A 21,553-nucleotide genomic window follows, 5' to 3' on the forward strand; every position below is an offset into this window, starting at 1 on the left:
ATGAACAAACTAACCTAAGCTTGTGCCCAAGCTAATTTAGCCCGTTTTATTCCCTGTTGTATTTGGTAAGCAACCAAATAATTAACCGGCACAAGCAACAGAGTGATTAAAGTCGCAAAGATAATACCAAAAGCTAATGACACAGCCATAGGGATTAAAAATTGTGCTTGGGTCGATTTTTCAAACAATAACGGCATCAAACCGAAAAAGGTGGTTAACGAAGTTAAAATAACAGGTCTGAAACGCGCCGCCCCTGCCGTTAGCACAGCCTCGTACACATCCATACCACGTTTTCTAACTTTGCCAATATAATCGACCAAAACCAGTGAATCGTTGACAACAACCCCAAGTAAAGCCAACAAGCCCCAAATACTCATTATGGTGAGATCCATGCCCATTAACCAATGGCCTAACATTGCTCCTATTGCACCAAACGGAATAATAGACATAACTACCAAAGGTTTAGCGTACGAGCCCAACGGAATGGCTAACAAAGCGTAAATGGTAAAACACACACCTATTAACCCCCAGTTTAACGACTGGAAGGATTCGGCTTGCTCTTTGGCTTCACCATCCAACATATAAGTAACACCCGGGTATTGCTCTACAAGGCCTTTAATATACTGGCTCAAATCGGCAATCAATACCGTCATATTCGCTTGTTCTTTGTCTACATCACCTAATACATTTAATACTCGGTTGCCGTCAATGCGATAAATCGCGGTTGGGCTTTTACCTGGTACTAAATAAGCGACGTGAGAAAGTGGCACCTGAGTACCCGAATTGGTGGTAATTAACATAGATGATAATTGCGCGATAGAATCCCGCTCTTCAATTGGGAAACGCACCATAACCCGAATATCATCCCTACCACGTTGTATGCGCTGCGCTTGAATACCAAAAAAGGCTTGGCGAACTTGGCGAATAACATCGGAGCGGCTAATGCCTAATACGTGTGCTTCTGGTTTAAGCTCAATTTGTAGCTCTTCTTTACCGTCAGCCATAGAATCACGAATATCAAAAACCGCCGGATAAGTCGCCAATCGCTCTTTTATCGCTTCAGCAACTTTGTTTAGTTGCACAAAGTCGTTACCACGCAACTGCACTGAGATAGGATCACTACCTCGACCAATTTCCGAGCGGAAAGTCAGCTCTTCTGCTCCAGCAATTTCACCAATCGCACTACGCCATTCACGTGATAAATCTTGGCTGCTGATGGCTAATGAGCGTTTTTCCGGTGGCATAATTTCAAAACGCACACGTCCGTTTGCAGCATTACCACCATTGCCGGTTTGCGACAAAATATGCACAACCACACTTTCGCCTGTTACCGGATCAACATATTTTTTCTGAATCTCTTGTGCCAGTTTGGTCATACGCTCTATGTGTCTATCCGTTACTTCAAACGGTGTACCACTTGGCATAACTAAACTTGCGGTGACAGTTTCAGACGGAATTCTTGGGAAAAAAGTAAATTTAGTATAACCAGTTTGTGCAGCAACTATGATAATCATCAATATGCCAACAAAACCAACAATAGTCGTTGATTTATTCGCCAAACACTTTTTCAAAATTGGTTGGTAATATCTAAGAATACTCGCTTCAAAACCGTCAGCAAATCTTTGTTGAAACTGAGAAAATTTGTTTTGGCTATTGCGTTGTGATCTAACTTTTAAATACTTAAGATGCGCTGGCAAAACAAATTTTGATTCAATTAAAGAAAACAAGAGTACAGGGATAACCACCATAGGAATTTGAGCAAAAATCTGTCCTCTGCCGCCTTCGATAAATAACAAAGGAACAAAAGCCGCAACTGTGGTCAATACGCCAAAGGTCACTGGCACTGAAACCTCTTGTGTACCAGTAATAGCAGCTTGTAAACCATTTTCGGCTTTTTCTAGATGTTTATAGACATTTTCACCGGTGACAATGGCATCATCGACCACAATACCCAATACAACGATAAAGCCGAATAAACTAACAATATTTAAGGTTACGCCAATAAATGGCATTAAGGCAAAGGCACCTAAAAAGCTGATTGGAATACCTAAAAATACCCAAAAAGCGACGGATGGACGCAAAAACATGCCTAATAAAATTAAAACTAAAATACCACCTTGCACTGCGTTACTCACAAGCGTAGAAACACGGTTTTTAACAATAACTGAGTCATCATCCCAATAACTCAAAGTAATGCCCTGTGGTAGCTTGTCTTGCATAGATGCAATGTAATCTTTAACTTTGTCGGCAACTTCAATCGCACTTTGATTACCGACACGCATTACCCCAACAGTTGCTGCTAACTCACCGTCAAAACGAGTACGTAACGAAGTTTCTTCAAAACCATCGGTTATTTTAGCAATATCACCTAAAGTTAGAATACTGCCATCTGCGTGTTGTTTAAGAACAATTTGCGCAAATTCATCTTGGCGATAAGCTTGCCCTTTTGAGCGAATTAGAATATCCCCACCTAAAGTGCGAATATTACCTGCGGATAAATCCAGAGAGCTGTTTTGAATCGCATTAGAAACTTGGTTTAAAGTTAAGTCGTAACTGCGTAAGGTATCTTGGGTTAATTCAATAGCAATTTCATAATTGCGCACTGCTTCAAGTTCAACTTGAGTAATGCCGTCAATACGGAGTAAATCGTCACGCACACGTTCACCTAATTGGCGAATCTCGCGCTCAGAAACATTGCCAGATATAGTCACATCAATAACATCGCGTAAGCGCACAGCTAGCGAGATAATGGGTCTTTCGGCTTCGACTGGTAGCGTATTAATCGCATCAACACGCATTTTAACGTCGTCTAATAATATACGTGGATCATAACCCTCTTCAACTTCGACAGTTACTGATACACCACCTTCAGTACTGCGGCTGCGAATTTCTTCTATGCCCTGTAAATCAATTAACGACTCTTCAATACGGCTAGCAACCGCAAGCTCTGAATCTTCTGGTGTTGAGCCGCGCAAGGTCACATTAACGCTAATGGTATCAGGCGCAAAGGTTGGAAAAACCTCAAGCGGAATACGATTGAATAAGCTATACAAACCGGCTGATGCGATACAAATAAGCAATATATTTGCCGCTACATGATTTCGCGCAAACCAAGCTATCATTGTTGACCCTCACCACGTTTAGCTGGTTTACCTTTGTTAGCTTGCTCAGAGCGCAACTTAACTTGAGTACCAGAAGGTAATTGACCTAGTGAGGTTGTAACCAATTGTTCTCCACCCGACAAACCACTAGCAATAACAGACACTGCTGCATTTTGCCATTGAATTTCAACTGGCTGGCGCACAATAGTGCCATTTTCATACAAATAAACATACTGGCCTTGATAGATAACTCTATTGTCCAAAACGATGGCGTTATCTATGGTTTTACCAAAAATTTTAGCTTTAACGTATTGAGCAATTTTCAACGGCATTTTGTCAGCATGCTCTGCTGCATATGGCTGTTTAATCTGCGCAACAACATTGAGCTGACGGCTATCACTATCAATTGCAGCACTGGTACGGACAATATCAGCCGACCAAGCTTGCGGATTTTTTTCACTTAACAAGGTATTCAAAATATTCGCTTTAGCAGTTTTATTTTTTTTATGCGGCTCAGGCAAATCCAACAAAGCAATTTCGTTGTTTTTAATCGGTAACTTAACTTCTAATACATCTGTTGCATAAATATCAGCTAACTCTGCATTTGCTCCAACCACTTTGGCAACGTCAACTTTAAGCGACAATACACGGCCATCAAAAGGTGCATAAATTTTAGTTCGAGCTAAATCTAATTGCGCTTTTTTATGCTGAGCACTGGTTGAATCAAATTTAGCTTTTGCTGCGGCAAGTTGTGGTTTGCGCAACACCAAATCAGAGGGTTCACCAGATTTACCTAGTCGCTGCCAGTCTTGTTTTGCTTGTTCAGCTTGGGCTTGCTGCTGTTTATATGCTTGCTCTGCTTCTACCATATTTGCATAAGCAGCTTGAACTGACGCAACATAATCAACGTCTTCAATTTCAATCAACAAGTCACCTTTATTAAAAAAGCCACCACTGCGCACAGCATCAGCAACAAAAATAATTTTGCCACTCACCTGTGAAGACAACTGAGTTTGAATGCGCGGGGCAATTAAACCGTAAGATTCAATTTCAATTTGATATGGCGCAGGTTTAATTTCACTTACATCTACTGTGATATTAACAACCTGAGGTGGTGCACCACGTTTTGCTTGTGGTTTAAAGATATTTAACCCAACAATAATCGCTGCGATAACAAGCACTAAAATAGCAGGCAAAATGTATTTTTTAGAATTATTCGACACCCGAGTCTCCTCGTAAACTGGCAACTGCATAATCCCCACCAAGCGCTTGATGGAGTTCAATTTGATTTAAAATAATATCTCGTTTTAAGCCGATAACATCACTATTAGCATTAAACGCGCGACGTTGGGCTTCAAGGTAGGTTGCGTAACTGCTTATACCGGCAAGGTATTGCTCAAAAGCCAACTGTTCAGCTTTTTCTGCATTCACTTTTGAATTTTCACTGTGGAGCAAACGTTGACGCAAACTTTGGTAATCAGCCAAGGCTAATTCAACACTCTCAAACGCTGTGTATAAAGCTTTAACATAAGTCACTTCAGTTTGTTTGAGATTTAATTCAGCTATCATTTGTTCTGCTTTTAATTCACCCGCTCTAAATAAAGGCTGGGTAATAGAGGCACTTAACGACCAAACTAAACTGCCACTGAATAAGTCAGCTAAACTGCTTTTCCTATCAGATAAGTCAGCTGTCAGGCGAATACCTGGGAAACGATTTTTATGTGCAATTGCTAAATACGCATCGTCAATCAGCACATTTATCCAAGCTTGTTTAATGTCTGGACGAGCTTTAATCAACTCTGACGGCAGTTCATTCGGAAATTGGTAAGATAAATCATCAAGGTTGATATCGGTTTGCAATTCTTTAAGTGGATAATTACCCAATAATACTTGTAATCTGCGATTGGTAGCTTCAATTGCTTGCTGTTGTTGGACTAAAGTTGACTTTTCGCTCTCTAAACTGTTGCGGGTTAAATACACATCTAACGCCGAATTTAGCCCACTTTTATAACCATTTTCGATAATATCCAAGTTACTTTGCACATTTTCAAAACGTTTCTGCAGTAGCTGATAAGTTTGGACTTGGGCCGCTTTGTTAAACCAGAGTTGAGTTACTTGAGTGACTAAGTTTAATTCGGCACTTTCTAAATCAATTTTCGCTTTTTGGTAACTAAGTTGTGCGATTTGTTCCGCACGAGATAGTTTGCCCCAAATATCAATATCATAACTCAGACTGAGGCTCGGGTTAAAAGAAGTTGAATATTCAGCGCCATCAGAGCCTATGGATTTTGCACGAGAGCTACGAAATGACAAATCAGCATCTGGCCATAAACTACTACCCGCCTGAACTAATCTCTGCTCTGCCTTTGCCAATTCCAAGCGTTTTAGTTGAACATCAAAGTTTTCAGTTAATGCACGGTCTAACAACTCTTCTAACATAGAAGATTGCAACCAATCCGCTAAGTATAAATACTGCTTATTATCTACCTTGGCAGCAATATCTGTTTGCCAACTTTCTGGCTGATGAATTTGTTTTGATAGCTGGTATTCCGCCGTTTGTTGACATCCTGTCAGCGCGGCGCAAACACAAATGAACAATAGTTTTTTACCCATTAAATGGCACTTACCTAATTTTATAGTCATACTTTTTTGCTATCCTATTCAAATGGGAGAAATTTTAAAGCTTGTCAGCTTAAGTTTACGCAATCTTTACATTTTTGCCGCGACTTTTTAGCAAACTTTAGCGGCAAAAAAAGTTTAAGTATTAACATTTTATTTCGCACTAAAACAAAGCAAAACAACAATATTTACACAAATAAATTCAATAAACTCAGATAAAAATACATTTTGGTGCATTGCACCATTTTAAAACAAAACAATTCATAAAAATGTCAAATTAGCCGTACCTTCAAACTTGCTACTGTGGTAAAGTCGCGCGCCATACCCCTAAGTTCCACCAAATGTTTGAGGCAGTAACATTCGATATGTCACATCCAACTTTACACAATCAAACTAAACGTAATTTCTTAATTTACGTTTTTGCTGCAATTGCAGCTTTTATCTCGCCAAATTTATGGGCAGCCGCAGCTGGTCATGATTCCGCATTAAATTTAACTAACCATTTGGTCGGTTATTTAGCTGTCGGTATCTTCGTTTTAGCCTACAGCTTAGTAATAGCTGAAGACTATTTGCATATGCGTAAATCTAAACCTGTGCTAGTTGCTGCCGGTATTATTTGGTTTATGCTCGGTTGGATATACACCCAACACGACATGCAAGAAGTCGCTAAAGAAGTATTTGAAGTTAACTTATTAGAATACGCTGAGCTGTTGTTATTCTTATTAGTTGCTATGACCTACATAAATGCGATGGAAGAGCGTAAAGTATTTGACGCAATTCGTGTCTGGATGATTTCAAAAGGTTTAAGTTTACGTAGCCTATTTTGGTTAACAGGTATCATGGCATTTGCAATTTCATCATTTGCCAATAACTTAACCACGGCAATGTTAATGTGCGCCATTGTGCTCAAAGTCGCCAAAGGTAATAAAGCCTTTATCAACATAGCCTGTATCAATATAGTTGTTGCTTCCAATGCTGGTGGTGCATTTAGTCCATTTGGTGACATAACCACACTTATGGTTTGGCAAGCTGGTTTAGTGCGTTTTGAACAATTCTTCGTGTTATTTATCCCTTCTGTCGTTAACTTTGTTGTACCAGCAACTATTATGAGCTTGTTTATTAGTTCACAGCCAAGCCAAGTGATCCGTGAAGAATTTGAAATGAAACGTGGTGCTAAACGTATCGTATTTTTATTCATCCTAACCATTGCAACCTCAGTTGTTGCCCACAGCTCGTTTGGTATGCCACCAGTATTAGGTATGATGACAGGTTTAGGTTACTTAAAATTCTTTGGTTATTACCTGCGCAGAAGTTTACCAAGATCACTTGCGAAAAAACGCTCTGAAGCAGAAAAACGCAAAGACGAAAAAGCGATTAAACGTTTGGGTCAAGTTGTACCATTTGATGTATTTACCAAAGTAGCCCAAGCTGAGTGGGACACTTTATTGTTCTTCTTTGGTGTGGTTATGTGTGTTGGTGGTTTAGGTTTTATGGGCTACTTGTCACTTATTTCACATGCCATGTATACAAACTGGGATCCAACATACGCCAATATTGCAGCAGGTGTTTTATCAGCAATCGTTGATAATATTCCTGTGATGTACGCAGTTATTGCAATGAATCCACCTATGGATGTTACTCAATGGTTATTAGTGACTATGACGGCAGGTGTGGGTGGTAGCTTGTTGTCAGTAGGTTCTGCCGCAGGTGTTGCCTTAATGGGTCAATCTAAAGGTATGTACACCTTCTTTGGCCATTTAAAATGGAGCTGGGCAATTGCACTTGGTTATGCCCTATCTATTTTGGTTCATTTATGGATTAACGGTTAAATTATATCCAAGCTACCTGAAGAAGCATGTTTCAGGTAGCTTTTTGCTTATTGCCCTTCTCTTCTCAATCTCACAACTGAAAATTTTAGTAAGTCGCTGTAAATTCGCGCTTATTTACACAAGTTATAATTTCTTTTTTTCTAATATCTGCTATAACCACGTTAATTATCTCGCTTTAATACTAGGGTTGTATAGATGAAAACGGCCGACATACTATCAATTGGTGAACATAACATAGGCTTAGGTAAACGAGTAAAACTTGAATTACCCGTCGCCAGTTTGTATTCAGATACAAACTTATATATGCCTGTAGAAGTTATACGTGCTCGTAGACCCGGCCCCACTTTATTTATTAGTGCGGCGATACATGGTGACGAGTTAAACGGTATCGAAATTATCCGCCGTTTATTGCTGCAGAAATCCTTCAAATTAAGCAAAGGCACACTTATCGCGGTTCCCGTGGTTAATGTGTATGGTTTATTAAATCAAAGCCGTTATTTACCAGACAGACGTGATTTAAACCGCAGTTTTCCGGGCTCAGCCAAAGGTTCACTAGCTGGGCGATTAGCTCATATGTTTTTAAATGAAATTGTGCATAAATGTGACTATGGCATAGATTTGCATACAGGCGCGATTCATCGCAGTAACTATCCACAAGTACGGGCTAATTTGGTTGATGAAGAAACCCAAATGTTAGCTCGCGCCTTTGGTGTGCCTGTATTGTTAAACTCTGATTTGCGCGACGGTTCACTTAGACAAATTGCGGCCGAAGAAGGCACCAAAATTTTATTGTATGAAGCAGGACAAGCACTGCGTTTTGATGAACTTTCTATACGAGCTGGCATCAAAGGCATTATGAATGTGATGGCTGAACTTGGCATGGTGCCAAAACGCAAAAAAGCCAAAACAGAAAAAATAGAACCTTTTGTTGCTTATTCAAGTAGTTGGGTTCGCGCGCACACCAGTGGCATGGTACGGGATATGAAAAAACTCGGCGAGCGAGTTAAAAAAGGTGAAATTCTTGCGGAAATTTGTAGCCCAAACGGCAGCTTTGTTGAACCTTTATTAGCACCTCGCAGTGGCGTTATTATCGGTAAACAAAACATTCCGCTTGTACAAGAAGGTGAAGCCATGTACCACGTAGCCAACTTTGAAGCACCTGGCGAAGTGGTTGAACATATAGAACAAATGAACGACGCCTTACAAAACGAAGGCGAAATACTCGATTTTGAATAAGGAAAATGCTTTAAAGATGAAATTAACCAAATGGCTATTTAGCCTATGTTTGTTACTGGCTAGTCATTCAGCTTATTCTTTTTCAATTCAACTAAATGAATCACAAATCAATGGCTTGTTAACCGCATACTTTCCAGTTTCGTTTAACTATGAACAAGCCGATATCCAGTTGAGTAATGCGAGTTTAGTGATCAATGGCAAACAAAAACGACTGCAAGTAAACGCGCATATTAATGCGCAGCAGCAAAACAATTTTATCCGCGGTACATTATCGATTGACGGTGAAATTGCTTATGATAAATCGAGCCAGAAGCTGCAGATTATTGAACCAAGGCTGATTCACGCAGATATTAAAGAGTCGAGTTTTAATAAAAAGGATATTAATACTTGGTTACAGCAAGCATTTAATCAGTCGTTGCCGATTATCGTGTTGTTAGATTTTAAAAAGTGGAACTTTCAAGGACTGACCATTCAACCAAATAAAATAGAAGTATTAGAAAGCAGTATTTTAATTGAAATATAACCACTCGGGATACTAGATCCCGAGTGTCGAATATATTCTTACGCTTGGCTAGCCAAAATTTCTGCTTGGTCACCCTTTTGCTCTAACCAAACTTTTCTATCACCACTGCGTTTTTTCGCTAGTAGCATATCCATTAACTCAAAAGTTGCAGGGCTTTCATCTATGGTTAGTTGCACTAAACGGCGTGTATTCGGGTCCATAGTCGTTTCGCGCAATTGTAATGGGTTCATTTCACCCAAACCTTTAAAGCGCTGTACGTTAATTTTGCCACGTTTTTTCTCGGCTTCTATACGGTCGAGAATGCCGTTTTTCTCATCTTCATCCAGTGCGTAATAAACTTCTTTGCCTACATCAATACGATATAGCGGCGGCATAGCAACGTATACATGCCCTGCTTCAACCATAGGTTTAAAGTGTTTAACAAACAGAGCACATAAAAGCGTTGCTATGTGCAAGCCATCCGAGTCAGCATCGGCTAAGATACAAACTTTGTCGTAACGTAACCCTGATAAATCTGTACTATCAGGATCCATACCTATAGCGACAGAAATATCGTGAATTTCTTGTGAGGATAAAATTTGTCCTGAGTCCACTTCCCAAGTATTCAAAATTTTACCGCGCAGCGGCATGATAGCTTGGAACTCACGATCGCGCGCTTGTTTAGCTGAACCACCGGCTGAGTCACCCTCTACCAAAAATAGCTCTGAGCGGCCAGAATCTTGCGAACTACAATCTGTTAATTTACCCGGTAATGCAGGGCCAGATGTAACCTTTTTACGCACAACTTTTTTCGCAGCACGCATACGTTTTTGCGCATTGGAAATAAAGGTTTCTACCAATAATTCTGCGACATCTGTATGTTCGTTTAACCACAAACTAAAGGCATCTTTAACTACACCAGAAACAAATGCAGAACATTGACGAGACGATAACTTTTCTTTGGTTTGCCCAGCAAACTGCGGATCTTGCATTTTTACCGACAGAATATAACTACATCTGTCCCAGACATCTTCTGGCGTCAGTTTTACTCCGCGTGGAATTAAATTTCTAAATTCACAAAATTCACGCACTGCATCTAACAAACCTTGGCGTAAACCATTAACGTGCGTACCACCTTGAGCAGTTGGAATTAAGTTTACATAACTTTCGTAAACCCCTTCTCCACCTTCTACTAACCAAGTAACAGCCCATTCAGCCGCTTCGGTTTTACTGGCAAACTCACCGGTAAATGGCACTTTAGGTTGGGTTTCAAACCCTTCAACTGAACTGGTTAAATAATCGCGTAAACCATCTTGGAAACACCATTTATGTGTTTCTTTGTTGATTTTATCTTGAAACTCTATTTCTAAACCTGGGCATAAAACCGCTTTAGCTTTGAGTACATGAATTAATTTACTAACGCTAAATTTAGCTGAGTCAAAAAAGCTCGCATCAGGCCAAAAATGTACACTAGTACCTGTATTGCGTTTCCCACAAGTGCCAATTTCAGTTAAGTCAGAAACCTTGTCGCCATTTTCAAAAGCAATTTGATAAACAGTGCCGTCACGTCTAACTGTTACTTCAACACGAGTTGATAACGCATTTACAACAGAAACACCAACCCCGTGTAAACCACCAGAAAATTGATAGTTTTTCCCGGAAAATTTACCACCTGCATGTAGCTTAGTTAAAATAAGTTCAACACCCGGCACACCTTCTTCTGGGTGAATATCAACCGGCATACCTCGGCCATTATCTGAAACTTCTAACGACTGGTCTTCATGCAAAATCACTTTAATTTGATTCGCATGACCCGCCATAGCTTCGTCAACCGAGTTATCTATAACTTCTTGGCCTAAATGGTTTGGTCTTTGTGTATCAGTGTACATGCCAGGACGGCGACGTACTGGCTCTAAACCACTTAATACTTCAATCGCTTCTGCGTTATATTGTTGAGACATATAATCTTCTTCTAATTAAGCTTGTGAATTAAACAGATATTGCAACATGCTAGGTAAATGCTCGATATAGTTATCAAAAGCATGTGAACCACCGGCTTGAATGTTTAACTCATTATACTGGTATTTATCTTGCGCTTCTTGATAGTTTAAAGTTTCGTCTTCGGTTTGTAACCATACTGAAATTTTTAAAGCTTGCAACTCTTGCTTTGTAACGTCAAATTGACGTAAAGACAAATTAAAGCTGTCGTCTATAGTAAAAAATTCTTTGGTATATGGGTGTTGGTGTTCACCTAAATAATTAGCCAACAAATCGTAAGGATAAGCCGCAGGGTTTATCAGTACCGCAGGTAAGCCAGTTTGTTTAGCACAATAGCTAGCTAAATAACCGCCTAGCGAGCTACCGATAAAACCCAGAATATTTTGTTTATCGGCTAATAACTCGCTTAATTGCTCTGCTACTTGCTCTGGGTAATTAGCTAACTGCGGCGCTATTATTTGAATAGAATCAGCATAATGTTGTTGGCAATATTCAAGGGTTAACTGGGCTTTAAGCGATAATGGTGAACTTAAAAAGCCGTGTAAATAGATTAGTTTTTTCATTGTTATCAATTAGGGCTAAAAACAAATTTAGTCATTTAAATAAATCGCTGTGCTGGTAACTCGGCCATCTGCAAACAAATCAATGGCCGATAAACCAAACTCTTTAATGTTGAGTGCTTCAGTTGCATGAACAAACTGCAAACAACTTGCGATACCACCAAACACTGGCGTTAATGCCAAATATTTGCAAGCTGTAGCATGTACATGGCCATGTACAACCCCTTTCAACTTGTTGTTATTACTTTTCGCTTGCTCATCTAACCAATTATAAAAATATTGCGAATCTTGCAGTGGATATTTATCGATAAAACCACCATAAGGGCTTAAATGATGGTGTAGCACTGCTAGTAAATAATCAGTTTGACTAGTTTTAAGCCTGTGAAAAATATCCTCAACTTGCGCTTCTTCAACCTTGCCTGCGCCTTTTCCATCTACATCAAAACTGTCAAATAAAACGATTTGCCAATTGTTAATCTTTAATAAAGATTGATCATAAGCACCAATGGCTTGCTTAGCCTCTGCCAATAACTCTGGAACATCATGATTACCCGGCACCAAACAAATAGGCACTTGCCATTGATACTGATTAACCAAGTCAATAAGTTGCTGGTAGCTGCTAGCCACTTCGTCTTGAACTAAATCACCAGTTAACAGTAAGGCCGCAATGTTATTTTCAGAGTCTGATTGTTGCTGGTAGGCATAGTCCAAACACTTAGCAAGTCGTTGATACGGATTGATATCGTGAAATAGCGTGTTTTTATCCGCTTTTAAATGGCAATCGGTAATTTGCAATAAAGTGGTTGGCATTTATCCAAACACCTGTTTATGCATGGCTAAACCACATTGCAGACAATACTTTAACCACTCATTTAAAAACTGGTTAATTTGCATTTTTTCATCTGGTTGATGCATTTGTGGATTTGGGTACAAATAACTAGGTTGAATGCGCGAAGCATTTTGGCTAGATATTACCTCAGCCATTTTCGCATCATGGTATACCCGAATAAGTACCTTGGGTTGCATTAAATCCGGCATACTCGCAGACAACTGACGCATTTCAACATGCGTGGTAAATTTACTCGCTTCAGTTACTTTTATCTGAAAAACCGCGAATGGGCCGGTTTCAAATTGACTTATTGCAGCTTGCTCCCACGAATTAACCATACGTGCCAACAGCATAAAATTATGCTCACACACACGGTTAAGCTCCGCTATGTCTGGTACGTATTTTTTTCTTCGTGCATTCATTAACAAGTCTGCGCCCATTTATCTAAAACAGTTTGTTTATTAAGTTTAAACCATTGTAAAGCAATAACGACAGCTGCTGCATCAATTTTGCCATTTTCTAACCAATGGAACACTTGTTCACAGTCAAACTGATGCACTTTAATGTCTTCATGTTCATAGTCTAGCCCACAAATATCACCACATTGAGTAGAATCAACCTTAGCTACATATAAAAATATGCGCTCACTGGTGCCTCCGCAGCTAGATAAATAACTTTGCATTGGAATTAAGTCGCTTGCTATTAAACCAGTTTCTTCTTCAGTTTCACGCAGTGCAACACTTTCGATACTTTGCCCCTGCTCTATCATGCCACCAACTAATTCAAACGCCCATGGATGCGCTGCATTTTCCATACAACCTACACGAATTTGTTCAACCATGACGATTTTGTCTAGTTTTGGATCATAAGGCAAAACAACTACCGCGTCGCCCCGTTCAAATATTTCGCGCTCAACCGTTTCCGACCAACCACCAGCAAATAATTTATGTTTAAACGACACTAACGACACAGTGAAAAATCGTGAAAATAAACTCTTTTTGCTAACAACTTCAACATCGTGTTTATCCAAACTATAAGGAAAGTCATCCATTAATTTGCGCATCTAATACCTTTAACTAAATTACACTTTAACAATTAGTTGGAACCAAGGCATAATAACCTTGTCTCAAAACCAGTTTTCGAATAATTGAACATTTTGACATAGCCCAAATAATATAGCTAATACACACAGTTAAACAGGGAAAAAACATGCGACTGCGCAAAACAATATTGACTAGCTTAGTAACCATTTTATTTACACCACTAGCTTCAGCAAACTCAATAACTGAAATATACCAAACCGCTTTAGAACAAGACCCAAGCATACGCCAAGCACAAGCGAATTATATGGCGCTGCAACAAGCTAATCCGTTAGCTAAAGCGAGTTTGTTGCCCCAATTAATCGCCAGCATTTCACACAATCAAAATAGAATACAAGACAGTACTACTCAAACGGCAAGTATCGACTTAAATCAATCAATTTATAAACATTCAAACTGGTTAAACTTGTCAAAAGCAGAACAACAAATCCAGCAAGGCCAATTTACCTTAACCTTAGCTGAATTTGACTTAACCAATAGAGTGGTTTCTGCCTATTTAGATTTATTGCAAGCGCAAGACACACTCACCTTTGTACAAGCAGAAAAAGAAGCGATAGAGCGTGAGCTAGAAAAAACCAAACAACAGCTCAAAGTAGGTATATCTGCTATTACCAATTTACACGAAGCACAAGCCCAGTTTGATGCAGCAGTTGCACAAGAAATTACCGCAATGAACGCAATTGAATTAGCCAAAGAAGCTTTACGTGAAATTACCGGCCAGTATTACCAAAGCGTTGATCCACTTAATACCGAAAACTTTACCCCACCAGAATTAAATCCGGCAAAAGTCGATGATTGGCTAACAATCGCAGAACAAAACAATCCGAATTTATTAGGACAAAAAATTGCCGTAGCAATTGCGAAAAAAGATATAGATATTGCATCTGCTGGCCATTTACCTGAAGCCAATTTACGTGCGGGGTATTCTTGGTCAGATAACAATTCTCCGAACACCAACCCAGACCTTGATGTTGATAGAATTCACAGTCAGCCTAAAGGATTAAACTGGACAGTTTCAGTCAGTGTCCCTATTTATTCTGGTGGCGCGACTAATGCGCAAAGCCGCCAAGCAAGGCACCAATATGTATCGGCTAGCCAAGCACTCGAAAAAAGCCAACGCAGTGTAATTAAACAAGTACGCAGTGCTTACAACGATGTAAAAGCAACACTAGCGCGAATAAAAGCGTTAAAACAATCTGTTGTTTCAGCTGAAAGTGCACTCAATGCAACCAAAGCTGGGTTTAACGTGGGTACACGTACCATAGTAGATGTGCTTAATAGTACTAAAGTGGTTTACGACGCTAAACGAAATTTAGCCAGTGCGCGCTATCAGTATATTAAAGCAATTGTTGGATTAAAAAGTGCGGCAGGTAACTTGTCGGCACAAGATATTCAAGCAATTAGTCGTTTAGGTACGGCTAGTTAAACGAATTAGTTTTTCGACATCAGCTGCTATACTTTGCCAGCTCTGGCCTTGTATAGCAGACTGCTCAATTTTACTAGCTAACTCGCCTATATCAGCAAAATTAAAAGTATTCGCTGAACCTTTCAAATTGTGGGTGATTTTACCCAAAGCTTGTAAATCTTGTTGTTTTGATGCGACATTTAGTGCATTCGCAAGCTCTGGTAACCCCTTAACAAACTCATCAGTTAATTGGTCTTCAATACTTGTTGGTAGCGCAATATCAAGTTTATTAATTTCAACCGTTTGCTGACTGCTTAGATGTTTAAGCAATACGGCCAACAAATGTTTACGCTCTACCGGTTTTGCGACAAAATCATCAAATCCAGCTTGGTAAAATTTATCTATTTCGCCGCGAACTACATGGGCAGATAATGCAATAACAGGCAAATCTGTATAACCCAACTGGCGTATCATAGCGACAGTTTCAACCCCAGACATAACCGGCATTTGCACATCCATTAACACAGCGTCAAATTGTTGCTCTATTACTTTTTCAATCGCCTGCTCGCCGTTATCAACCACAGTTACCGTAATGCCTAAATGATTGAGTAATACCTGCACCAGCTTTTGAATAGATGGATTATCTTCTGCAACCAACACATTGCCAGTTAACGCTGTAGATATATTTGATTTATCTGTGTTTGAAAGTACCGCTGGCTGCTCAAGCAGCAGATCGTTCTCGTCGAGTTCGATTAAATTAATTTCAAAAGTAAAGGTACTGCCTTGGTTAAATTCACTGGTTAAAGATAAATTACCAGCCATTTTTTCGGCTAAATAAGCACTAATATTTAAACCTAAACCTGTACCACCAAATTGATGTTGCACGTTGGAGTCAGCCTGAGCAAAAGGTTGAAATAATTTGTCTTTGCTGTCTTGTTCTATGCCAATGCCAGTATCAATCACATGAAACTTTAAAATGCGCTGTGGGGTATCGTAATTAATATGTAAAGTCACACTGCCTTCTTTGGTAAACTTGAACGCATTGGACAATAAATTAACTAATATTTGCCGTACCCGAATTAAGTCTACCCAAATCAGCCGAGGCAAAGGAAATTCACATTCGAGTTTAAATTCGACCTGCTGACTTTTTGGCATGCCTAAAACTAAAGTTTCTATATCTTCAATTAACTCAAACAACTCAACTCTAGCTGGCATCAGCTCAAGTTGGTCGGCTTCAATTTTAGAAAAATCTAATATGTCGTTAATCAAGCTTAATAAGTGGCGACCATTTCTATCTATATGGTGAATGACAGTATCAACTTCTGATTGACTGATCTCACCATTTTTTAATGCTTCGGCAAAACCGAGCACGGAAGTAAGTGGTGTGCGAATTTCATGGCTCATATTAGCGACAAAGCGGCTTTTAGCGTCGTTGGCGCGCTTAAGCTGTTCGGTTAAGTTATTTAAATTGCGTTTTTGTTTTTGCAGCGAGATATGAGTACGAATACGAGCTTTTAAAATGGCTGAATTAAAAGGTTTATGTACGTAATCACAAGCGCCTAAATTAAGGCCGAGTTCTTCTTTTTCAATCGCAGTAGTGCCGGTAACGATAATAACCGGAATATCTGAGGTTTCAGGATTGGTTTTTAACCTTTTTAAAACTTCAAAACCATCCATGCCAGGCATTAAAATGTCTAGTAAAATTAAATCAGGCTGAAACTTTTCAGCTTTACTTAACGCTTGTTCGCCATTTTTTGCCAAAATAGCAACATAATCGCGCTTTAATAAAGCACTTAATGTCTTTAAGTTAAGTTTTTCGTCATCAACAATCAGAATCGATTCCATTAATACAACCTTTTCCTAACCGGACACACTAGACACCTCGTAAATTTACTTAAACAATATGTAAATCACCAACAGGCGCTTGATTAGATTGTTGACTATGAATTTGATTTCGTCCACTGTCTTTCGCAAAATATAGGCATTTATCTGCAATATCTAGCGCTTCGAGTGGGTTTGAATTGTGGTCAGGCGAAACAGTGTAACAACCAACACTTATAGTGACGCATGTTTCACAATCGGACGTGGAATGACTAATATCCAGCTCGCGTACCGCATTAATACACTTGTGTAAAATACCCTCGGCAGCGCGGTTGTCGGTTTCGGGTAAAACAACCACAAACTCTTCGCCTCCCAAACGGGCAACAAAATCACGCGGCCTAACCATTTGACTTTGTAAAACTTGAGCAACAGCTCTTAAGGTTTTATCACCAGCTAAATGGCCATAGGTATCATTGAAGTTTTTAAAGAAGTCTACGTCGATAACAGCTAAAGTAAGCGGCTGCTGTGCTTGAGCACAATTGCGCCATTCTCGCTCGACTACATCATCGAAATAACGACGGTTTGGAATACCTGTTAGTGAATCATAATGCGCAAGTTCATCCAACATTTTACGTTGAGCTGAAGATTGTAATTGAGTATGCACTCGGGCTTGAACTATACCAGCATGAAAAGGTTTGGAAATATAATCAACGGCACCTAAACGCAAGCCCTTTTCTTCCGCTTCCATTGAGGTATTGCCAGTTACAAAAATAATCGGAATATGCTGGGTTTCACGTTTATTTTTTAGCTGTTCAATAACCTTAAAGCCATCCATATCTGGCATAACAATGTCGAGAATAATTAAATCAGGCAATAAATCGTTCGCTTTTTCAATTGCTTGCGCACCATTCTTTGCTAACAAAACCCTAGCTTCGTCTTCGACTAACTCCTTTAAAATTCGGCGGTTAGTTTTATCATCATCAACAATTAAAATACTAAAGTCTTGTTTTATTCTATTCATAACCAAATCAAGCTGACAGCTCAAATGCTTGTCGGTGCTCCCCAATTAAAGCGATAGCGGCATCATATTCTATATCGTCAATACACTGAATAAGTTCAGCAATAACGTTTCTATTTTCGACATGATACTGCAACTGCTGTAATTTAGGTATAAAATCTTCCACCTCAGCATTTGACTCTTTCAAAAGCTCTGTCATATTTTTGAGCATTTCATCTACTTCAACTTGGGTAAATGAACCTAAATCAATTTCTTGTTTAAAGAAACTTTGAACAAATGGTGTTAATTGTTCCAATAAACTGGTTAGTTTATTACAGGTTTTAACCAACAGCATTTGGTGATCTTGTTTATTAGTGATCGCCTGTTCTAGTTGCGCTGCCGTTGTTGCCAATTCTTCAGCGCCTACATATGCAGCGTTCGACTTTAACGAATGAACTTTAAGGTATAACTGCTCCATATCATCACTACTGCTTGAAAGCTCAAGTTCACTCGCGGTTGAATGATTTTCTTCAACAAAAGTTTTAATTAAGTCTAAATATAAGCTGGTTCTGCCCTGCATTTGTTTCAGCGCTTTGGCTACGTTTAACAAACTTAACGACTGTAATTCAGCAAGTTCAGGTGTAGCTTCTTCACTTGAGGTTGCAGGTTTAACTTTAGCTTTGTCTACCCATTTATAAATAACACGATAGAGCTCGTCTGGATCGACCGGTTTAGTTAAATGATCATTCATGCCAGCATTGAGGCTTTTTTTCGAGTCACCGGCCATTGCATGTGCTGTCATTGCGATAATTGGCAGATTTTTGAATTTATCTAAACTTCGGATTTCTCGAGTAGCGGTTAAACCATCCATTTCTGGCATTTGGATATCCATCAACACAAGGTCGTAGTTATTACGCATTACTTTGTCGATGGCCTCAATACCGTTTTCAGCGATATCAATTTGTACATTCGCTTCTTTTAGAAAACCAACGGCAACTTGGCGATTGAGCTTATTATCTTCAACCAGCAATACACTGACATTAGACAAATCTATCGACTCGTCTCCTGACCAAGTCATTTCTATCAATTCACTGCGTTTTACATCTAAATTCAAACAAGTTTGTAGCATATCAAACAGGGTTGACTGGTTTACCGGCTTTTCGATAAAACCGTCTATTCCAACACCTTCGCTGGCTACTTTGGCTTCGTCTTTATCGTACGCTGACACCATTAGTATGGCTGGCATATCTTTTACGCCCAAATCTTGCCTGATTAATTTAGACGCCTGAATACCATCCATTTCAGGCATACGCCAATCCATTACAATCAAATCAAATTTTTGATTATTCTTAACCGCAGTTTGCACTTTATCAATAGCCTGAATACCATTTTCAGCTTCAATCACTAATGCACTATGATGAGTAAAAATATCGAGCAGTACCCGCCTTGCGATTGCATTATCATCAACAACCAATACACGTAACGGCCTGTCTTCCACAGTAATACTATTGGCCGGAATATCTTCATGCGTTTTTTTACATTTAATTGAAAAGTGAAACGCAGAGCCTAAACCTTGTTTACTATTAACCCAGATATCGCCGCCCATTAGCTCAACTAACTGTTTGCTGATAGCAAGGCCCAAACCTGTGCCACCAAATTTGCGAGTAATAGTATCGTCCGCTTGAGAAAAAGGTTTAAACAAGAGTTTTTGCTGTTCTTCTGACATCCCCATACCAGTATCAACCACAGCAAATTCAATTAGATATTCGCCATCGGTTTGCTCTTTAGTATTTATGCGTAAATTAACATGACCGTGTTCGGTGAACTTAACTGCATTGGAAATTAAATTAACCAACACCTGTTGAATACGCAGCGGATCAGACTCGATAAATTTAGGCACATTGTTTTTTAAATCAACAATTAACTCTATGCCTTTAGCATGGGCTTTTAACGAACACACATTAGTTGCGCGTTCAACCACCCGCTCTAAATTAAATGAGACTTTCTCAACATTTAACCGCCCAGCTTCAATTTTTGAGTAGTCTAAAATATCGTTAATAATACCGAGTAATACATCACCTGAATGATAGATTTTTTGCAAATAGTCACGCTGCTCAAAGTTTAAATTAGTTTTAAGTGCGAGCTGACTTAAACCAATAACTGCGTTCATTGGTGTGCGAATTTCATGGCTCATTTGCGCCAAAAAACGACTCTTTGAATCGTTCGCTCGGGCAAGTTCTTCGGTAGTTTTTTGTAATTCGGCTGTGCGCTCAAGTACTTTCTTTTCCAAATTTGTATTTAAAGCAATATTTTCTTCGTTTAACAAACGAACCTTGTCTGCTACTGCAAACGCCAATAATAGAGCATCAATAGCGCCGCCCATAAAACCGATTAAATACAGGTTTAGCGTTTGATTCTCAATTAATCCCGCGTTAACTAAATTACTAGCAAAATTAGGCGAAAATAAAGCTAAATAGGCAAATACAAAAAATTTCGCTGGGCGATACCCCTTACGCCAACTACTTATCCCAGCATACAAACCTAAAAATAAGTTGAGGGTCGAGCTGGCGGTTGTTAACGCTAAACCGTGATTCTCCGACATAAAGGAAAAAGGTAAACAGATAAAACTGATTGCTGCAGCTGTATAACAGAATTTGGTTAGCTTAGGGCGCGTGTCTTGCAGGCGCAAGAAACTGACAACAAATAAGTTACTAAAAATACCGGCCAATAAAAAGCCAGCCCAGTGATAGTTACTATCATAAAAATTAAACAGTACTTCGGGCACATGTAGTATATGCAGCCAACTCCACAATAAGAAGACAACATACAAGGCGTAGTACAAATTTGTTTTGTCTCGCGCACCTATATAAACAAATAAATTATACAGGGCTAAACTTAAACAAATACCGCTTAGAATTAGAATTGCAACAGATTCAAGCTCGAGCTTATTTGCCAAGACACTTTCTGCTTGCAGGATCATTTTAATCGGAGCGTAATAATACGGACTATCAAAATACCCGACTAACACATACTCGTGATTTGGCTGTAATTTGACAGAGTGGGCGTAATGAAACCTATCGCTATCATAATGTTGGTGTCCCAAGGCAAAGCTCTGGGTTCCTTCTAGACCATACAATTTAAATTTAGCAGATTCGAACGCCCCACCATAAATATACAGAATCCAATTCTGTGCTTCGGTTAGATTGACAAAAGATTTTACGTACCAATATGGTTCGGCTGAACTAGGCTGATATTCAGACTCTCTTGGCTTACTAGCGAGTAGCAAAGCCTCATCTAAAGAGGCAGGAAAGATATCATTCTGAGCCTTATAGGTATTGCCAAGCGTTAGCAAATTAGTTTCAGAAGATTTACTTTCCAAGAATAAATACGACTCAGCTGAAACTGAAGAAAAACTGATGATAAAAATAAAAATCGGTAAGAGCAGATATTTTAAGCTGGCGCATGTTCGTTCCATTTTCACGCCAATTTTGTGGTTCAATTGCATATACTTTTATGAAATTCCATATAGGGGCTACCAGCCCCTATCTCAGACAAT

Annotated in this window: 15 protein-coding genes; 4 read left to right on the forward strand and 11 right to left on the reverse strand. The window is 39.3% G+C overall.

The features are described 5' to 3' along the window. Positions 1-14 precede the first annotated feature (14 nt). The 3 genes from ACMZOO_RS01865 to ACMZOO_RS01875 are packed head-to-tail and all read right to left on the reverse strand — an operon-like array spanning position 15 to position 5,744. A complete protein-coding gene (locus ACMZOO_RS01865; RefSeq protein ID WP_440905056.1) occupies positions 15-3,122 on the reverse strand; it encodes an efflux RND transporter permease subunit in 3,108 nt (1,035 codons plus the stop codon). Further along, positions 3,119-4,324 (reverse strand): efflux RND transporter periplasmic adaptor subunit, encoded by a 1,206-nt coding sequence (locus ACMZOO_RS01870; RefSeq protein ID WP_440905057.1) that lies wholly within the window; start codon positions 4,322-4,324, stop codon positions 3,119-3,121. The genes ACMZOO_RS01865 and ACMZOO_RS01870 overlap by 4 nt, the downstream gene beginning before the upstream one ends. After that, on the reverse strand, positions 4,314-5,744 hold the full coding sequence (locus ACMZOO_RS01875) for a TolC family protein (protein WP_440905059.1): 1,431 nt from the start codon (positions 5,742-5,744) through the stop codon (positions 4,314-4,316). The genes ACMZOO_RS01870 and ACMZOO_RS01875 overlap by 11 nt, the downstream gene beginning before the upstream one ends. A gap of 341 nt (positions 5,745-6,085) precedes the next feature. Here ACMZOO_RS01875 and nhaD point away from each other — a divergent pair, with 341 nt between their 5' ends. From nhaD to ACMZOO_RS01890, 3 genes are all read left to right on the forward strand, one after another. Then, on the forward strand, positions 6,086-7,549 hold the full coding sequence (nhaD, locus tag ACMZOO_RS01880; protein ID WP_440906326.1) for a sodium:proton antiporter NhaD: 1,464 nt from the start codon (positions 6,086-6,088) through the stop codon (positions 7,547-7,549). Positions 7,550-7,744: 195 nt separating this feature from the next. Beyond that, entirely contained in the window at positions 7,745-8,785 is a 1,041-nt protein-coding gene (locus ACMZOO_RS01885; RefSeq protein ID WP_440905061.1) for a succinylglutamate desuccinylase/aspartoacylase family protein, read from the forward strand. 16 nt (positions 8,786-8,801) lie between these two features. Then, complete coding sequence (locus tag ACMZOO_RS01890) at positions 8,802-9,308, forward strand: DUF1439 domain-containing protein (protein WP_440905063.1); 507 nt, start codon at positions 8,802-8,804, stop codon at positions 9,306-9,308. A gap of 38 nt (positions 9,309-9,346) precedes the next feature. On the opposite strand, the gene parE is transcribed toward ACMZOO_RS01890, so the two are convergent. The 5 genes from parE to nudF are packed head-to-tail and all read right to left on the reverse strand — an operon-like array spanning position 9,347 to position 13,737. Further along, positions 9,347-11,248 carry a DNA topoisomerase IV subunit B gene (gene parE, locus ACMZOO_RS01895; protein WP_440905065.1) on the reverse strand — a complete coding sequence of 634 codons (1,902 nt, stop codon included), beginning with the start codon at positions 11,246-11,248 and terminating at the stop codon, positions 9,347-9,349. Between the two features lie 15 nt (positions 11,249-11,263). Beyond that, positions 11,264-11,848, reverse strand: a complete 585-nt coding sequence (locus ACMZOO_RS01900) for a YqiA/YcfP family alpha/beta fold hydrolase (protein ID WP_440905066.1) — start codon at positions 11,846-11,848, stop codon at positions 11,264-11,266. 27 nt (positions 11,849-11,875) lie between these two features. After that, on the reverse strand, positions 11,876-12,655 hold the full coding sequence (locus ACMZOO_RS01905) for a metallophosphoesterase family protein (protein WP_440905068.1): 780 nt from the start codon (positions 12,653-12,655) through the stop codon (positions 11,876-11,878). Then, positions 12,656-13,096, reverse strand: coding sequence for a DUF1249 domain-containing protein (locus tag ACMZOO_RS01910; protein WP_440905070.1), 441 nt, complete (start codon positions 13,094-13,096; stop codon positions 12,656-12,658). Continuing rightward, complete coding sequence (gene nudF, locus ACMZOO_RS01915; RefSeq protein WP_440905071.1) at positions 13,096-13,737, reverse strand: ADP-ribose diphosphatase; 642 nt, start codon at positions 13,735-13,737, stop codon at positions 13,096-13,098. Before nudF ends, ACMZOO_RS01910 begins: the two co-directional genes overlap by 1 nt. A gap of 146 nt (positions 13,738-13,883) precedes the next feature. On the opposite strand from nudF, the gene ACMZOO_RS01920 reads away from it, so the two are divergent. After that, the gene (locus ACMZOO_RS01920) at positions 13,884-15,200 is read left to right on the forward strand and encodes a TolC family outer membrane protein (protein ID WP_440905073.1); all 1,317 of its coding nucleotides are present in this window, start codon (positions 13,884-13,886) and stop codon (positions 15,198-15,200) included. On the opposite strand, the gene ACMZOO_RS01925 is transcribed toward ACMZOO_RS01920, so the two are convergent. Genes ACMZOO_RS01925 through ACMZOO_RS01935 form a run of 3 tightly spaced genes read right to left on the reverse strand, consistent with a single transcriptional unit; the run spans position 15,183 to position 21,472 of the window. Beyond that, positions 15,183-17,024 carry a response regulator gene (locus ACMZOO_RS01925; RefSeq protein WP_440905075.1) on the reverse strand — a complete coding sequence of 614 codons (1,842 nt, stop codon included), beginning with the start codon at positions 17,022-17,024 and terminating at the stop codon, positions 15,183-15,185. The genes ACMZOO_RS01920 and ACMZOO_RS01925 overlap by 18 nt on opposite strands. A gap of 49 nt (positions 17,025-17,073) precedes the next feature. Next, entirely contained in the window at positions 17,074-18,021 is a 948-nt protein-coding gene (locus ACMZOO_RS01930) for a GGDEF domain-containing response regulator (protein ID WP_440905076.1), read from the reverse strand. Positions 18,022-18,028: 7 nt separating this feature from the next. Continuing rightward, a complete protein-coding gene (locus ACMZOO_RS01935; RefSeq protein ID WP_440905078.1) occupies positions 18,029-21,472 on the reverse strand; it encodes a response regulator in 3,444 nt (1,147 codons plus the stop codon). Positions 21,473-21,553: the final 81 nt, after the last annotated feature.

It is taken from the genome of Catenovulum sp. SX2, from assembly GCF_052056295.1.
Taxonomy (GTDB): Bacteria; Pseudomonadota; Gammaproteobacteria; order Enterobacterales; family Alteromonadaceae; genus Catenovulum.

Bases quoted from the DNA above. Each gene is read 5' to 3' on its own strand.
- ACMZOO_RS01865 (WP_440905056.1), bottom strand. From the start codon at position 3,122: ATGATAGCTTGGTTTGCGCGAAATCATGTAGCGGCAAATATATTGCTT.
- ACMZOO_RS01875 (WP_440905059.1), bottom strand. From the start codon at position 5,744: ATGACTATAAAATTAGGTAAGTGCCATTTAATGGGTAAAAAACTATTG.
- nhaD (WP_440906326.1), top strand. From the start codon at position 6,086: ATGTCACATCCAACTTTACACAATCAAACTAAACGTAATTTCTTAATT.
- ACMZOO_RS01885 (WP_440905061.1), top strand. From the start codon at position 7,745: ATGAAAACGGCCGACATACTATCAATTGGTGAACATAACATAGGCTTA.
- ACMZOO_RS01890 (WP_440905063.1), top strand. From the start codon at position 8,802: ATGAAATTAACCAAATGGCTATTTAGCCTATGTTTGTTACTGGCTAGT.
- parE (WP_440905065.1), bottom strand. From the start codon at position 11,248: ATGTCTCAACAATATAACGCAGAAGCGATTGAAGTATTAAGTGGTTTA.
- ACMZOO_RS01900 (WP_440905066.1), bottom strand. From the start codon at position 11,848: ATGAAAAAACTAATCTATTTACACGGCTTTTTAAGTTCACCATTATCG.
- ACMZOO_RS01905 (WP_440905068.1), bottom strand. From the start codon at position 12,655: ATGCCAACCACTTTATTGCAAATTACCGATTGCCATTTAAAAGCGGAT.
- ACMZOO_RS01910 (WP_440905070.1), bottom strand. From the start codon at position 13,096: ATGAATGCACGAAGAAAAAAATACGTACCAGACATAGCGGAGCTTAAC.
- nudF (WP_440905071.1), bottom strand. From the start codon at position 13,737: ATGCGCAAATTAATGGATGACTTTCCTTATAGTTTGGATAAACACGAT.
- ACMZOO_RS01920 (WP_440905073.1), top strand. From the start codon at position 13,884: ATGCGACTGCGCAAAACAATATTGACTAGCTTAGTAACCATTTTATTT.
- ACMZOO_RS01925 (WP_440905075.1), bottom strand. From the start codon at position 17,024: ATGGAATCGATTCTGATTGTTGATGACGAAAAACTTAACTTAAAGACA.
- ACMZOO_RS01930 (WP_440905076.1), bottom strand. From the start codon at position 18,021: ATGAATAGAATAAAACAAGACTTTAGTATTTTAATTGTTGATGATGAT.
- ACMZOO_RS01935 (WP_440905078.1), bottom strand. From the start codon at position 21,472: ATGGAACGAACATGCGCCAGCTTAAAATATCTGCTCTTACCGATTTTT.